The sequence below is a fragment of the Hyphomonas sp. genome (assembly GCF_041398465.1).
Classification (GTDB): Bacteria; Pseudomonadota; Alphaproteobacteria; order Caulobacterales; family Hyphomonadaceae; genus Hyphomonas.
This window is the reverse complement of the sequence record NZ_JAWKUS010000002.1, coordinates 774,556-789,380: the sequence shown is the minus strand read 5'-3', so window position 1 is coordinate 789,380 and position 14,825 is coordinate 774,556. Positions and strand designations below refer to the sequence as shown.

Here is a 14,825-nt window from a genome sequence, read left to right as displayed (position 1 = left end):
CCTCGCTTTCAGGCGTCCAGACTCTTCAGGAACGCAAGTATCTGCGTGTTCACCGCGTCAGGCGCCTCCTGTTGGGTCCAGTGTCCGATGCCTTCGATCATGTGATTGATGCGGAGGTCCTTCACGAAGTGCGGCATCATTTTGATGGCTTCCTCGGCCATCATGACGACGCCGTCGTTTGTTCCCGCGACGAACATGGCTGGCTGGTGGATTTCCGTCGGCGCGCCCTCGGTCATCTCCCAGGTCAGGTCGTGATTGCGATAGTAGTTGATTGGCCCACGCATCGTGGAGTTCGTGAATTCATTCGTGTAGAAATCGAGATCCGCTTCTGTCAGCCAGGCTGGAAGCTGTTCCGGATCGGGCAGGCCCGAGAGAAGGTCATCATCCTCTGCCTTGGGGGGGAGTGCGGCAAGGTCGGTCTCCCCGCCCGCCATGCACAGGAATTTGCGCAGATTGGTTTTCAGGTCCGCCTCGAACTCTGTTTCTGCAACGCCGGGTTCCTGGAAATACAGCTGGTAGAAGAACTGGCCCTTGAACATCTCCCGCATCATTGGCATCGGCTGGACGGGGGAGCGCGGCATGAAGGGAACGGAGAGACCGCCGACGGCGCGGACCTTGTTCGGGTGGAACAACGCGGTCGACCAGGCCGTTGGCGCACCCCAGTCATGACCGATCACGACGGCTTCATCGTATCCGAGCGCCGGAATGAGGCCGATGATATCGTTCACCACTTCCACCTGATTGTAGGCGGTGATCTCTTCCGGTTTGTCGCTCTTGCCATAGCCGCGCATGTCCGGTGCCACGACGTGGTATCCGGCCGCTGCCAGTGGTGCGAACTGATGACGCCAGGAATACCAGCTCTCCGGAAATCCGTGCAGCAGGAGGACGAGGGGGCCGTCCCCCGCCTCTGCAATGTTCAACTGAATGCCATTGGTTCCGATGCGCCGCTGCTTTACTCCCGGCCAGCTCATGCGGCCACCACTGGACGCAAATCGGCCTTCGCACCCGGAAGGATTTCGCCGCGTGTTTCCTGATAGCCATCATCAGCGGACCAGGCGATTCCGCCGCTCACGATAACCGTATCAACGCCGTGAGATTCCCGTACATAACGGCTGCCGTCACCCGGCACATCTTGCACGTAAATTTCTTCTCCCCGGTCGATGGAATCGGGATCGAAGACAACGATGTCGGCGATATAGCCCGTCTGAAGGAGGCCGCGGTCCGGGATGCCCCAGATGGCAGCTGTGTCGGAAGTCACCTTCTTCACAGCTTCTTCCATGCCCATCAGGTTCAGACTGCGGACGAAATGTCCGAACAGGTACCCCGTGTCGCCGTAAGTCGAGAATGAGAGGATGTGCGCCCCGCCGTCGCTCGCGCCGATGTGGACACGAGGATGCTTCAGCATGCTGGAAACCTTCTCATCCGAATTGTGCCCCATACTTGCAGCAATGAAGTGCGCGTCGAGATCTTCCTCAAGAGACAGGTCGATCATTGCATCGATTGGCGTCGTCCCGCGCATCTCGGCGATTTCGGCCAATGTCTTGCCGACATATTTCTGGTTCTCTGGTGTGTTGACGTGGCGCAAGCGCAGGCGAGGCCACAACTCGCCTTGCTGTGCGGCTTCGGCGATCAGCTTCTTGCGGGTATCCTCGTCACGGAATGCTGCAACGATCTGGTCGTGTGTGCCGAAGCGCATCACGCCATACCAGCTCGGTAGGCGGATGAAGAGCAGGCTCGGCACGGCGAAACAGAAGCTGATGTCGATCGGGCGGGTCTGTACCTGCGGCCAGACACGTGCGCCTCGTGCAAACTGCTCATCCACACGGCGGATAACTTTGTCGACCGCATTCGTGTTGTCAGCGTTCACGAAGAGCGGTGAAAACGTCGTGGGAATTCCATATTTCAGGGAAAGCTCAGCCAATTGGTCCAACCGTGCGATAGTCAGGTCCGGGTCGTAGAATTCCGGGACGATCTGGAGCACGCGTCCATATTCTCCAAGAACGCTGGCCAGCGCATCCACTTCGCCCGCATCGGCATGCCGGCTCGGCACTGGCTGCAGTTTCTCGTCCATGTCGACATAGCTGGTCGATAGTCCGATGGCGCCGGCGTCCAGGCATTCGCGCAGGACCGATTGCATCTCTGCGATTTCGGTGTCGGTTGCCGTCCGCTCCATCGCGGCATCGCCCATGACCCACAGGCGCAGGACGCTATGGCCGACCAGTGGCGCAACATTGATGGCAAGACCCTTGCGAATGCGTGTGATGTATTCCGAGAAGGTTTCCCAGTCCCAGACAACGCCTTCTTCGAACGCTTTGAGCGGCATCTCTTCGATCTGGTTGAACATGCCCACGAGTTTCATCCGGTGTTCCGCCTTCAAGGGAGCCAGGGAAAGTGAGCAGTTCCCTGGCACGATGGTTGTCACGCCATGCGAGAGTGCAGGTTTCGCGAAGCCGTCCCACAGCAATTGAGCATCAAAATGCGTGTGCGGATCGATGAAGCCTGGCGCAACGATCCGTCCTTCAGCGTCAATTTCCTTGGAAGCGCTCTCCGAAATGCGTCCTATTTTTTCGATCTTGTTCCCGCGAACGGCAATGTCGGCCTTGAAGGCGGGCATTCCGGATCCGTCGACGACCGTACCGTTCCTGATGATCAGGTCATACATGTCAGTTATCTCCCGTTTTATTTGTTTGTTGTGTTGTCTGCGTATCGTTCAGAGGAAGCGATAAGGGCGTCGCGCACGAGCACCCAGTCGGCACCGATCAGGTCATCCGGCTTTTCGGTCTGGCAACTGGAGAGCAGAACGCGGGCGGCGAACTCATCGAGTGTCACCTGCGTCCGGCCGCCATTGCCATACTCGAGCGTCACCAGAAGTTCCGCCTCGCCGTCATGGGCCGCCGCGATTTGCACATCCCTTATTTTGGCGCTGGTCATGCATCGCTCATTGGCGGTTCGACGAAGATCACGTCGCTGGGCAGGATGGGGTTGCCTGATTTTGGTCCACCGGCCGCGCCGGAAGAACGCATGAAAACATGCAGATTCCAGCTTTGCAGGCTGGACACGCCTTCTTCAGCGTTCATGTCCGCAAGTTCGCGGTCTGCTATGCTTTGCCAGGTGTCGCCGGCCACCGGCAGAATGGATTTCCGGACTCTCGAAAGCTGACTTGTTGGCATGTTGTTTTCTCCCTTTTCGAGAAAACTAGAACATGTTCCAATATTTTCGGCAAGCGCAGGTTAGGGAGGTATCGGCGTGACGTCGGGTTAGGCTGACGCGTGTCGGAATTCCTGTGTGCGAGGTCGTCGGACGGTCATGCATTCAATTTGTGTCCAGAACGAAAAAGGCCATGCCAATCCTGAGAGAATTGGCATAGCCATTGTGGGGAATGGAGGAGTGAACTCCTGATAGCTGAATGTGGAGAGCTTACACCTCAGCGGCCAGGTGGGCGGCCTGATTGATGGCGCGCTTTGCATCCAGTTCCGCGGCTTCGAAAGCGCCGCCGACCAGCGTAACCTTCTCTGAGTCGCCTTCGAACTCGTTGTATACATCCCGGAGAGGTTCCTGACCTGCGCACAGGATGATCGTATCGACTTCCAGAGTTTTCGGCTCACCGTCGATCAGGCAGTGGAGGCCCTGATCATCGATGCGTTCATAGGTGACGCCCGGCACCATTCGTACGCCCTTCCGATTAAGCGTCAGGCGATGGGTCCAGCCTGTCGTCTTGCCAAGCCCACGGCCGACGCCAGTGTTCTTTCTCTGCAACAGCCAGACCTCGCGCGGCGATTCCTCGACCATGGGCTCCACACCGGTCACACCGCCTCGCGGGTGGTTCTCGAAATCGATGCCCCATTCCTTCGCGAATTTGTCGATGTCGAGCGCCGAGGATTTGCCCACATGGGTGATCAGTTCTGCGACATCGAAGCCGATGCCACCGGCGCCGATGATGGCGACGCGCTTACCGATTGGCTTGTTGCCCTGAATTGCGTCGATGTATCCGACCACGCTTGGGTGGTTGATGCCCTCGATTGCCGGCGTCCTGGGGCTGATGCCTGTGGCGAAGATGATTTCGTCATAGCCGCCGGATTTCAGGAAGTCCTTATCCACGCGTTTGCCAAGGTTCACATTGACGCCTGTCACTTCAAGTTGGCGTTTGAAGTAGCGGAGCGTCTCGTAAAATTCTTCTTTACCCGGAACTCTTTTCGCCAGATTGAATTGGCCGCCGATCTCGGGGGATTGGTCGAACAGGTCGACGGTGTGCCCGCGTTCCGCCGCGATGGTGGAGTAGGCGAGACCCGCGGGGCCGGCGCCAACAACAGCGATGCGTTTTGGGTTTGAGGTCGGCTTGTAGACCAGTTGGGTTTCATGACAGGCGCGAGGATTGACCAGGCAGCTGACTTCCTGATTGCCGCCGAATGTATGGTCGAGACAGGCCTGGTTGCAGGCGATACAGGTATTGATTTCGTCTTCCCGGCCTTCAGCAGCCTTTTTCATGAACTGGGAGTCGGCAAGCATCGGACGTGCCATGGAGACCAGATCTGCATCTCCGCGTTCCAGAACCGCTTCTGCAACATCCGGCATGTTGATGCGGTTGCTCGTGATGACCGGAACATTCACCAGCTTTTTGAGGCGGCCGGTCACGCTGGTAAAGGCGGCGCGTGGCACCATGGTGGCGATCGTCGGAACTGCGGATTCATGCCAGGTGAAGTGTGTCGAGATGATCGAGACGCCGGCTTTCTCAAGTTCGTGCGCAAGCTCGACGATTTCCTCCCACGACATGCCGCCCTGCAGCATGTCCATCGCGGCGATGCGGAAGATGATGATGAAATCATCGCCCACCGCCGACCGTGCCCGGCGGACAATTTCCAGCGGAAAGCGCATGCGGTTTTCGAAAGAACCGCCCCAGCGATCGGTTCGAAGATTGGTTTTCTGCACGAGGAAGGTCGACAGCAGGTAACCGGCAGATCCGATGATCTCGACGCCGTCATATCCGGCTTCCTTCGCGCACTTGGCGCAATTGGCGAAATCGGAAATCTGCTTCTCGATACCCTCTTCATCGAGTTCGTTCGGAACGAAGCGCGCGATGGGGGAGCGGACAGGTGAGGGGGCGACGCATTTGTCATGCGGTGCGAGCGGACCAGAATGCAGGATCTGCATGCAAATGCGAACATCCGGGGCGGCGTCATGGACCGCGTCGGTGATCACGCGGTGGCGGGCCACTTCCTCAGCATTTGACAGTTTTGCACCAAGACCGCCTTCCTCGTTCGGAGAAATGCCGCCTGTAATGATCAGGCCGATTCCGCCGCGCGCTCGTTCGGCAAAGAATTCGGCCATCCGGAAATGACCATCTTCTTGCTCCTCAAGGCCGGTATGCATCGAGCCCATGATCGCCCGGTTCTTGATTGTCGTGTTGCCGACCTGCAGGGGAGAAAAGAGGTTGGGGTACTTCGTCGTCACGGAGGTCATGGGTTTCTTCGCACTTTGATCTGGTTCGGCCACTGCAAGGAATGGCGTTCCTTGGTTTGATGTTGGGTGGGAAGTTACGAGGTGTCTGCTCGTTTTCACAAGCCTTTTCCCGGTGTTTCCAACCCAGGAATGGGGATTTTCGCTTGCCCTTGGGGAACGTGCGTTTCGCCCGGCCAAACGCACTGATCGTAGGCCTACGGAGCGTCATTCCGCAAGGAAAGGCCTTGCGCCTATGCACCACTCCGCCTCAGAATTTGAGAAAGGAAATAAGGAGGTGAGGTATCATGAAGTCGGACTATCAGGCACTTATTCTGGAGCAGAAAGACCAGGTTCTGTATATCAAGATGAACCGGCCGGATCGGCTGAACGCGTTGAATCCGCAACTGGTTTCAGAACTTCGGGAAGTCTTTCAATCTCTCTATTTCGACCGGTCTGTGCGGGTCGTTGTCCTTGAAGGGGCAGGCCGGGCTTTCTGCGCAGGACTGGATCTCAAGGATTCCTCGGAAAACCACGGAAAGCGCAGCATGGAAAGCGGTCTCGACAATCAGCGGTCGATTGCGGAGATCTATGTCGCGATGCGCCGCTGCCCCCAGCCGATCATCAGTCTCGTCCAGGGGGCCGCAAGTGGCGGCGGGTTTGCGCTTGCTTTGGCTTCGGACATCCGGATCCTGTCGGAAGATGCGCGCATGAATGCCGCCTTCATCCGGATTGGGCTTTCTTCCTGCGATATGGGCGTATCCTACTTCCTGCCGCGCATGGTCGGGATGTCGCTCGCAAGCGAGTACATGCTGACCGGGCGGTTCATTTCTGCGCAGCGGGCCATGGAGATCGGTCTTGCGAACCGGGTTGTTCATGGCAGCGAGATGCACAAGGAAGCCGAGGGCTTTGTCGAAGACATGCTGCACGCAACGCCGCTGGGTCTGCGTCTCACCAAGGATGGCCTGAATATCGCTGTCGACGTGTCCGGCCTTGAAGCTGCAATGGCAATTGAAGATCGTAACCAGATCCTGACCGCCAATGATCCGAACTTCGCCGAAGGGGTCGCGGCATTCTTTGAAAAGCGGAAACCGAACTACTCCTGATAGGGTTATGGCAATTCGCTCGGGGATGCCTTGGCGGAATGGCTTGACCTGTGCCGGGCAGGCCCGGACACTCCGGGCAAAACATGAAACAGGGAGGCAAAATTGAACCTCGATTTCTCCGACGAGCAGAAACAGTTGCGCGATCAGGTGCGGCGTTTTCTATCCGAAAAATGCCCGCCCGAAGCAGTTCGTGCGATCCTCGAATCCGACGCGACCTATGACAAGGCGCTCTATGCGGGGCTGGCTGACATGGGCCTGCTCGGCGCAGCGATTCCGGAAGCGTATGGCGGCGTTGGCCTCGGCCATCTGGAACTTTGCGTGATCGCAGAGGAACTCGGTCGCGCGATTGCGCCGGTGCCAGTGGCTTCCTCCATCTATCTCGCGGCGGAATTCCTGCTGCTGGCCGGGTCCGAAAGCCAGAAGTCAGAATGGCTGCCAAAGCTTGCTGCGGGCGAAGCCATCGGGACGTTCGCACTGGCCGAGGGGCAGGGCCGTGCCGGACCGGACAATATCTCCGTCAGCGCCAAAGGCAGCAAGCTCTCCGGTGTGAAGATGCCGGTGGCCGATGGCGCCGATGCCGACTTCGCCATCGTTGCTGCGAAGGATGAGAAGGGCATCTCACTCTACCTCGTTTCGCTGACCGGCGAGGGGGTGGCCCGCGAGACACTTCAGTCCATCGACCCGACGCGCGGGCAGGCGCGCCTGACGTTCGACAATGCACCGGCAGAGCTGCTGGGTACGGCAGGCGATGGATGGCACATCGCGACGCAGGTGATGGACCGGGCCGCTGTGCTTATGGCATTCGAACAGGTCGGCGGCGCCGACAAGGCGCTGGAGATGGCGCGGGACTATGCGCTGGAGCGCATGGCCTTCGGCCGGCCCATCGGATCCTTCCAGGCGATCAAGCATATCCTTGCGGATATGTACGTCTCCGCGACGCTGGCGCGCTCCAATTGCTATTACGGCGCGTGGGCGCTGGGATCGAGCCCGGCGGAGCTTCCTGTCGCGGCGGCGACGGCGCGCGTCTCGGCGACGACCGCTTTCCAGCATTGTTCCAAGAACAATATTCAGGTGCATGGCGGCATGGGCTTCACCTGGGCCTTCGACTGCCACCTCTACTACCGGCGGTCCAACAACCTCGCGCTGGCGCTCGGTTCGCTCTCTACATGGGAAGCTGAACTGATCGACCGCATGAGCGCTGGCAACGCCGAAACGGCCGCATAAGGAAAGGGCAGGGACATGGATTTCGAAGACACACCCGAAGAAGCAGCTTTCCGCAAGGAAGTGCGTGCATGGATCGACGCAAATGCACCGAAACATCTGGAGGCGGAGCTTCGCCGCGCCAATTTCGGATCGAGCGGCGTCGTCACTGAAGACCCGATTGTGGCTGGCAAGGCATGGCAGAAGAAGAAAGCCGATGCAGGCTGGGCCTGCCTCCACTGGCCGAAAGAATATGGCGGCGCCGCGCGAACTCCGATCGAGCGCGTGATCTGGAGCCAGGAAGAGGGCCCGTATGCAGCGCTCTCCGGCCCGTTCACCATCGGCCATGGCATGTGCGGTCCAACCGTGATGGAGTGGGCCAGCGAAGAGCAGAAGCGCGAGCGTCTTCCCCCGCTGGCGAATGGCGAGGAAATCTGGTGCCAGCTGTTCTCCGAGCCCGCCGGAGGATCGGACCTTGCCGGCTTGCGCACCCGCGCCGTGAAAGCCGATGACGGTTCCGGCGACTGGATCATCAATGGCCAGAAGATATGGACCAGCGGAGCTCAGAACTCCGACTGGGGCCTGCTCATCACGCGGACGGACCCGAACGTGCCGAAGCACAAGGGCCTGACCATGTTCTTCCTGTCGATGAAGACGCCGGGTGTGAAGGTCGTGCCGATCAAGCAGGCGAACGGCGCCTCCGGCTTCAACGAAGTTTATTTCACCGACGTCCGCATTCCGGACTCGCAGCGTCTCGGCGCCGTGGGCGAAGGCTGGAAGGTTTCGCTGACCACGCTGATGAATGAGCGGCTTTCCATCGGCTCCAGCATGTCGACCGGGTTCCCGGAACTTTTCCGCTTCTGCATGGAAGCCGAGATCGACGGACAGCCCGCCGTGGCGGACTCGGCTGTGAAGTCGAAACTCGCTCAAATCGCCGTGAGACAGAGCGGCCTCAAGTATACGGGCATGCGTTCCATCACGGCACTATCCAAGGGAGAGACGCCAGGGCCGGAGAACTCCATCGGCAAGCTGGTAGCCGGTGCCACCATGCAGGACCTCGCCATTTATGCACTGGACCTGCAGGGGCAGGCTGGCGTGCTGTGGGATGAGAACAGCCCGCAGAACGGCCGTTTCCAGGCCATGCTGATGCGTTCACCTGCGACACGTATTGAGGGCGGCTCGGATGAAATCCTGAGGAACATTATCGGCGAGCGCGTGCTTGGCCTTCCGGGAGATATCCGCGTCGACAAGAACGTTCCGTTCAATGAGATTCCAACCAGCGGGACACGCAAGTAATGACCTATCCACTTCCCAACAACTCGGCCGACCTGTCCGGGCAGGTGGCGCTCGTCACAGGTGCGTCTTCGGGACTTGGCCTTCGCTTCGCGAAAGTGTTGGCAAGCTGCGGTGCCAAGGTGGCTCTGGCAGCCCGCCGTCTTGACCGACTTGAAGCGCTGGCCGCGGAAATCCGTGCAGATGGTGGGGAAGCCGTCGCGATCGAGATGGATGCGACGGATGCGGACCAGATGATCGCTGGCGTCGTGAAAGCTGAAGCGGAGCTTGGGCTGGTCACGATACTCGTCAACAATGCCGGCATTCCCGACGCACAACGTGCGCACAAGATGGACATCGAACTGATTGACCGTGTGCTGGATATCAATGTGCGGGCACCATTCGTCCTAAGCTGCGAGGTTGCACGGCGGTTGATGGCTGCGGGCAAGCCGGGCCGGATCGTCAATATCGCGTCTTCCGCGGCGTACAGCTATCGTGGGGAAGGCGCGGCGCTTTATTCGGTGTCGAAGGCCGCCGTTGTGCGGATAACGGAGACGCTCTCTGTTGAGTGGGCACGCAATAACATCAACGTCAATGCCATTGCGCCGGGCGCCTTCGAATCCGAGATGATGGACGGCATGCTCAGCCGGATGGGTGATATCGCCCAGCATTTCCCTCGAAAGCGGATAGGCAATCCTGCTCAGTTGGATTCGACATTGCTCTATCTTGTGAGCCCGGCTTCGGATGCTGTCACCGGTACATGCATTCGTGTGGATGACGGACAAGGCGCGCGATAGCTCAATCATCCATGAAACGGATTACCGCTTCATGGTGTCTGCATCTGCTCAAGGAACGCGATCACGAGGACGGCAGAGTTTCGGGCGGCAAGGTGCTCGAAAGCCCGGATTTCATTCTGGCTGGCGGTGCCTCCGCCAGCCAGGTCTGATACACTCCGAAAGGCGATGAAAGGAATTTCATTGGAATGGGCGACCATGGCGATGGCCGCCGTCTCCATTTCAACGACCTGCGCGTCAAATGTCTCATGCAGGTAGTCCCGGTACGCCGCATTATCCATGAAGACAGACCCCGAAACACCGGCCCCGCCGATATGAAAGTCTGGTTCATCGGGCAGGCATAGGCCTGACTCTTCGCATTGCTGCAGGGTCGCGTTCGAAGCGGCAGCCTCGGCGATATCAAGGAGGCTTGAGTCAGCTTCAAACCAGAGTTGGGGGGCAGGAGCCGGGTCTTCGGAGGTCGCAATCCGTACGCCTCTTGTCCCCATGAATCCGTAAGGCGGCACAAGGGGGCGGACACCCGGGAAGGGTGCCTTGAAGACGCCGGGTTCGGTTTCCCGCAAATAGGTGGCTTCATCATATTTTACCCAGCGGGCAGGCGCCGTCACATCGCCAATCGAGAGATCCGGGTCGAGGCCCCCTGCAACGCCGCTGACCACGATGTGAGTAATGTGGAACCCGTCCAGCAGGCGCTGTGTGTTCATCGTCGCATTGACGATACTGACCCCGGTTTTGAACAGGACAACCGGGTGGTCGCCCAATTCCCCCGTCCAGTACGAGGTGCCGTGAACCTTGTGTTCCACGGGGTGTTCGAGCGACGGGAGCAGCACCGAAAACTCCGGATCGTAGGCTGTGGCAACAGCGATCCTGGGGGTGGCCTCGATCAGCCCGTCAACCGACATCACTTCACTGTTGACTGGAACTGCGTTTGACGTCGCGCAAGCGCAGGCAAGCGCCGCGAAGAAGACAGCGATCAACGGCGTCAGTCTTCGAAGGTATGTCCGCTGCATTGTCCGGTTACGCCTTTCTTTGCTTCAGACAGAGTCGAGGAATACAAATTTGAGCAGGAAGGCTGCGGCCAGAACGAGTGCGCCAGGCCCGACATCCTGCCACTTTCCTGCGCCAATCTTCAGTACGACGTAGACGATGATCCCGAGGCCGATGCCGTTCGCGATGGAATAGGTGAGCGGCATCGCCACGGCGGTGATCACGGCCGGCATGAATGATGTCGGGTCCTGCCAGTTCACATGGGTCAGGCCGCTGAGCATGAGGCATCCTACATAGACGAGCGCCGGCATGGTTGCGTAAGGCTGGACCGCTCCCGCGAGGGGGGCGAAGAACAGCGCCAGGCAGAACAGCCCCGCAACGGTGAGCGCGGTCAGTCCTGTCCGGCCACCTGCTTTCACGCCTGCAACGCTTTCGATGTAGCTTGTGGCCGACGACGTGCCGAGCGCCGCCCCGATAACGGTCGCGGTGCTGTCTGCGACCAGGGCGCGCCTCAGGTTTGTGACATGGCCCTCGTCATCCAGAAGGCCGGCGCGGTGCGCGACCGAAACAAGCGTGCCGGCAGTATCGAACATGTCCACGAACAGGAACGAGATCACGATGATTGTGATTCCAAGGTTCAGTGCCTGTGACCAATCCATCGCGAACAGCGTAGGCTCGATGGACGGTGGCATGGAGAGCAATCCCGGCGGCGGGGCGGCTCCGAGCACGATGCCGATCAGCGTGGTCGCCAGTATGCCGATCAGGATACCGCCCGGCACTTTCCGGGCTTCCAGAATGCCGATCAGGCAAAAGCAAAACATCGCGAGCAATGCGGGCGTTTGTGACAGGTCACCGAGGCCAACAATCGTTGCGGGATGAGACGTGACAATGCCGACGCCGGTGAGGCCGATGATGATCAGGAACAGGCCAATGCCCGAGGAGATTGCCATCTTCATGTCCAGCGGAATGGCATTGATGATCCATTCGCGGATTGGCAGCAGGCTCAACACGACAAAGATGACGCCAGACATGAACACAGCCATCAGCGCGACTTGCCAGGACAGGCCCATGCCGATCACGACCCCATAAGTGAAATAGGCATTGAGCCCCATGCCGGGCGCAATCGCGATCGGATAATTCGCGTAAAGCCCCATGATGGCGGACCCGATGGCCGCAGAGAGGCAGGTCGCCACGAAGACGGCGCCTCTGTCCATGCCGGCATCCGCCAGAATGTCGGGGTTCACGAAGATGATGTAGGACATCGCGAGGAACGTCGTGATGCCTGCCACAATCTCGGTTCGGGCTGTCGTGCCCCGGGCATCCAGATCAAAAAGCTTGTTGAGCATATGGGGCCGAGGTCTCCGAACTGCGCAATTCGCAGACTTGGCAAACCGGCGGCAAGGTCAAGTCTGTAGGGCCGAATAGATGTACGCCGGAGGCATCAGGCCACGAAATGACCGGCTCCGGCATCCCGTAGTGAGCGGAATGCCGGAGCCGTGGGCACGGTTCGTCTGGGTTCGGTGGGGCGGGGCAGGTTTTGACGGGGAGGCAAAACCTCCCCGCCCCATCCATAGGGAGACCTCAGAACTCCCAGCTCAGTTTCGCCCTCACCCAGCGTGGCTTGCCATAATATTCCTCGATCATGCCGATCCAGTCGGACAGGTCGAAGGTCTGGACGAGGTATTCCTCGTTGAAGGCGTTTTCCACCGAGACGCCGAACTTCCAGTTCGCATCAGCCGGCAGCCAGGTCGCAGAGAGGTTCGCGACGGTGTAACCATCTTCCGTCGTTGCCGGCGTCACATCCAGACCGAAGTAGTGTTCGGACTGGTACTGTGCATCCGCCTGCAGGGCGAGATTGCCCCAGGAACCGACCGGGAACTCGTAACGGATCAAACCATTGATGTTCCACTCCGGCGAATTGACCGAGGTCAATGTCATGCCTTCAAAGCCAACCACGTCGGTCACTTCAATATCGGCATAGCCGACACCCAGCTGAGTGGTCAGGCCGTCAATGGGGGCGGCTTGCAGTTCGATTTCCGCGCCTTTGTTGGTGGCTTGGGCGTTGATGGTTGCGCTGCCCAGGCTGCCCGGGAAGTTGGTGTAGGCCTGGTAGTTGCCGTAGTCATAATAGTAGACTGCGCCATTGATCCGGAGGTAACCGGGGATCGCATCCCACTTCATACCGGCTTCATACGCGTCCAGTTCTTCCGGCTCGTAGGTCAGGTTTTCAGGCGAAGTCAGAAGCGCAGACGTCGGATCATATGGAGGCTGGCTGAAGCCACCTGACTTCGTGCCCCGGTTCCAGCTGACATAGTAGAGCATGTCTTCGTTCGGCTGGTAGTTCGCCTGTGCCCGCCAGGACCACATATTGAACGAACGCTCCGGCGGATCGAACGTCGAGTATGTGTAGATCACGGTCGTGCGAGGATCGAGCCCGCTGATGGCTTCTTCGTCGAAGTGAACATCCTGACGGGTGGAGACGAAGTCACGCTTCTCATCGATGTAACGCAGACCGCCGATGAAAGTGAAATCTTTCCATCGGTATTCGCCCTGGGCAAAGATCGATGCCGATTTGGTCGAGGACTGAGACGGGGTCCGGTCGCCGTTTGCCAGCGTCGGATCCGTCATCACATCTTCTTCAAAGATGCCATTGTCAGGATCGGTATAGAGCAGGGGCGCGATGCCACCGGTGGAGTCCGAGCTGCTCAAATCCATGTAGTAAATGCCGGTCACGAAATCGAGCGCGCCGATCGTGGTAGAGGCCCGGACCTCCTGGGAGAATTGCTCGGCATCGTTTGTCTGGAAGTACTCATATGCCCGAACGGGTGTGGCGTCGGTGTCCTCGATATAGTTACGGAAAATTTTCTGATAGTCGGTGATGGAAGTAAGTTTCCAGTTGCCGACATCCCAGTTGACGGTCGCTGTGTATCCTTCGGTTTCTGAAATGTTGAAGCCGCGCGTGTCATAGTCACCCGCCCAGACATCGCCATCTGTATCTTCGTAGTTTCCGAGGAATTCGTTCAGCACGCCGGGCGTGTACTGACCGCCTCCATCGACCGCAGACTTGTACTCGAAGAAGCCGGTACGGATTTCCTGGCCACCGGTCCGCGCGTTCAGAAGGATGCTGAGATCGTCGGAAGGCTCCATCAGGAGCTGGAAGCGCAGACCGTAATCATCATTGTTGTTCAGGTTCTCACCTGGATGTTCCCGGTTCTTGATATAGCCGGTGGAGGTATGCTGCGCACCTGAAAGACGCGCAGAAATCCAGTCATTGATCGGCATGTTGATAGCGGCTTCCATCATCATGTCGTCGTACTGACCGTAGGAGATGCTGCCATAGCCCCCGAATTCCTGGCTTGGCTTGACCGTCGTGAAGGAAACCAGGCCGCCGGTCGCGTTCCGGCCGAAGAGCGTGCCCTGTGGACCACGGAGGACTTCAGCGCGATCGATGTCGAACAGCAAGAAGCCGGCGGCCGACATCTGGCTGATGTAAACTTCGTCGACATACACAGCGACGGGGCTTTCCACGTTCGTGCTGAGGTCGTTGTTGGCAACGCCGCGAATAGCGAAGGAGTAACTGCCTTCGCCGTTCGGCTGGACCGATACGACGCCAGGAGAGAATGCGGCAACATCCTGCGCATTGGTATAGCCGAGCGCCTCAAGCTGGTCCCCGCTGAGGGCGGTAATTGCGATGCCGACGTCCTGTGAATCCTGTTCACGCTTCTGGGCGGTCACAGTCACCTTTTCGAACATCAGGTTATCGCTCTCCGGTTCGTCATCCGCATAGGCGGCGGGCACGAATGCCAGAGACATTGCCAAAGCCAGCCCCGAGGCTCCGAGAAGCAGTTTGCCGGCTCGCGGCAGAGACGCCTTCTTAAAAACTCCAATCACTTCATCACGCATGTCTATCTTCCCAATTTTGAACACAACTTCCCTGTGCCCCTTCGCGATGCGAAGGCGCTTGCTCAGATGCTCGCTCCCTTTTTTTGTTAGTGGCTCTTCAGTCTGCCCCAGGACTGAGTGCCTGTTATTT

12 protein-coding genes are annotated in these 14,825 nt (G+C 58.9%); 4 read left to right on the top strand and 8 right to left on the bottom strand.

Annotated elements, in window-relative coordinates; translation table 11 throughout:
* Window positions 1-8 precede the first annotated feature (8 nt).
* The 5 genes from R3C98_RS10255 to R3C98_RS10235 all read right to left on the bottom strand — a co-directional run bounded on the left by R3C98_RS10255 (window position 9) and on the right by R3C98_RS10235 (window position 5,457).
* Window positions 9-971: an alpha/beta fold hydrolase gene (locus R3C98_RS10255; RefSeq protein WP_371313968.1), complete on the bottom strand. Its 963-nt coding sequence runs from the start codon at window positions 969-971 to the stop codon at window positions 9-11.
* Entirely contained in the window at window positions 968-2,662 is a 1,695-nt protein-coding gene (locus R3C98_RS10250; protein ID WP_371313967.1) for an amidohydrolase family protein, read from the bottom strand. Before R3C98_RS10250 ends, R3C98_RS10255 begins: the two co-directional genes overlap by 4 nt.
* A 17-nt stretch (window positions 2,663-2,679) precedes the next feature.
* Complete coding sequence (locus tag R3C98_RS10245) at window positions 2,680-2,931, bottom strand: hypothetical protein (protein ID WP_371313966.1); 252 nt, start codon at window positions 2,929-2,931, stop codon at window positions 2,680-2,682.
* Window positions 2,928-3,125, bottom strand: a complete 198-nt coding sequence (locus R3C98_RS10240; RefSeq protein WP_371313965.1) for a hypothetical protein — start codon at window positions 3,123-3,125, stop codon at window positions 2,928-2,930. Before R3C98_RS10240 ends, R3C98_RS10245 begins: the two co-directional genes overlap by 4 nt.
* Window positions 3,126-3,417: 292 nt before the next feature.
* Window positions 3,418-5,457, bottom strand: coding sequence for an FAD-dependent oxidoreductase (locus R3C98_RS10235; protein WP_371313964.1), 2,040 nt, complete (start codon window positions 5,455-5,457; stop codon window positions 3,418-3,420).
* Between the two features lie 284 nt (window positions 5,458-5,741).
* Here R3C98_RS10235 and R3C98_RS10230 point away from each other — a divergent pair, with 284 nt between their 5' ends.
* The 4 genes from R3C98_RS10230 (at window position 5,742) to R3C98_RS10215 (ending at window position 9,808) form a co-directional block, all read left to right on the top strand.
* The gene (locus tag R3C98_RS10230) at window positions 5,742-6,539 is read left to right on the top strand and encodes an enoyl-CoA hydratase/isomerase family protein (RefSeq protein ID WP_371313963.1); all 798 of its coding nucleotides are present in this window, start codon (window positions 5,742-5,744) and stop codon (window positions 6,537-6,539) included.
* Between the two features lie 102 nt (window positions 6,540-6,641).
* Window positions 6,642-7,763: an acyl-CoA dehydrogenase family protein gene (locus tag R3C98_RS10225; protein WP_371313962.1), complete on the top strand. Its 1,122-nt coding sequence runs from the start codon at window positions 6,642-6,644 to the stop codon at window positions 7,761-7,763.
* 15 nt (window positions 7,764-7,778) lie between these two features.
* Window positions 7,779-9,035, top strand: coding sequence for an acyl-CoA dehydrogenase (locus tag R3C98_RS10220; protein ID WP_371313961.1), 1,257 nt, complete (start codon window positions 7,779-7,781; stop codon window positions 9,033-9,035).
* Window positions 9,035-9,808 (top strand): SDR family NAD(P)-dependent oxidoreductase, encoded by a 774-nt coding sequence (locus tag R3C98_RS10215; RefSeq protein ID WP_371313960.1) that lies wholly within the window; start codon window positions 9,035-9,037, stop codon window positions 9,806-9,808. Before R3C98_RS10220 ends, R3C98_RS10215 begins: the two co-directional genes overlap by 1 nt.
* Window positions 9,809-9,837: 29 nt before the next feature.
* Here the strand turns inward: R3C98_RS10215 and R3C98_RS10210 are convergent, their stop codons facing one another.
* From R3C98_RS10210 to R3C98_RS10200, 3 genes are all read right to left on the bottom strand, one after another.
* Window positions 9,838-10,815: a 5'-methylthioadenosine/S-adenosylhomocysteine nucleosidase gene (locus R3C98_RS10210; RefSeq protein WP_371313959.1), complete on the bottom strand. Its 978-nt coding sequence runs from the start codon at window positions 10,813-10,815 to the stop codon at window positions 9,838-9,840.
* Window positions 10,816-10,839: 24 nt separating this feature from the next.
* A complete protein-coding gene (locus R3C98_RS10205; protein WP_371313958.1) occupies window positions 10,840-12,138 on the bottom strand; it encodes an NCS2 family permease in 1,299 nt (432 codons plus the stop codon).
* A 235-nt stretch (window positions 12,139-12,373) separates the two neighbouring features.
* Complete coding sequence (locus R3C98_RS10200; RefSeq protein WP_371313957.1) at window positions 12,374-14,605, bottom strand: TonB-dependent receptor; 2,232 nt, start codon at window positions 14,603-14,605, stop codon at window positions 12,374-12,376.
* Window positions 14,606-14,825: the final 220 nt, after the last annotated feature.

What these genes read in the sequence shown, in the direction of transcription:
- R3C98_RS10200 (WP_371313957.1), bottom strand. Translation starts at nt 14,605, where the DNA reads ATGTCTCTGGCATTCGTGCCCGCCGCCTATGCGGATGACGAACCGGAG.
- R3C98_RS10245 (WP_371313966.1), bottom strand. Translation starts at nt 2,931, where the DNA reads ATGACCAGCGCCAAAATAAGGGATGTGCAAATCGCGGCGGCCCATGAC.
- R3C98_RS10255 (WP_371313968.1), bottom strand. Translation starts at nt 971, where the DNA reads ATGAGCTGGCCGGGAGTAAAGCAGCGGCGCATCGGAACCAATGGCATT.
- R3C98_RS10230 (WP_371313963.1), top strand. Translation starts at nt 5,742, where the DNA reads ATGAAGTCGGACTATCAGGCACTTATTCTGGAGCAGAAAGACCAGGTT.
- R3C98_RS10210 (WP_371313959.1), bottom strand. Translation starts at nt 10,815, where the DNA reads ATGCAGCGGACATACCTTCGAAGACTGACGCCGTTGATCGCTGTCTTC.
- R3C98_RS10215 (WP_371313960.1), top strand. Translation starts at nt 9,035, where the DNA reads ATGACCTATCCACTTCCCAACAACTCGGCCGACCTGTCCGGGCAGGTG.
- R3C98_RS10220 (WP_371313961.1), top strand. Translation starts at nt 7,779, where the DNA reads ATGGATTTCGAAGACACACCCGAAGAAGCAGCTTTCCGCAAGGAAGTG.
- R3C98_RS10235 (WP_371313964.1), bottom strand. Translation starts at nt 5,457, where the DNA reads ATGACCTCCGTGACGACGAAGTACCCCAACCTCTTTTCTCCCCTGCAG.
- R3C98_RS10205 (WP_371313958.1), bottom strand. Translation starts at nt 12,138, where the DNA reads ATGCTCAACAAGCTTTTTGATCTGGATGCCCGGGGCACGACAGCCCGA.
- R3C98_RS10250 (WP_371313967.1), bottom strand. Translation starts at nt 2,662, where the DNA reads ATGTATGACCTGATCATCAGGAACGGTACGGTCGTCGACGGATCCGGA.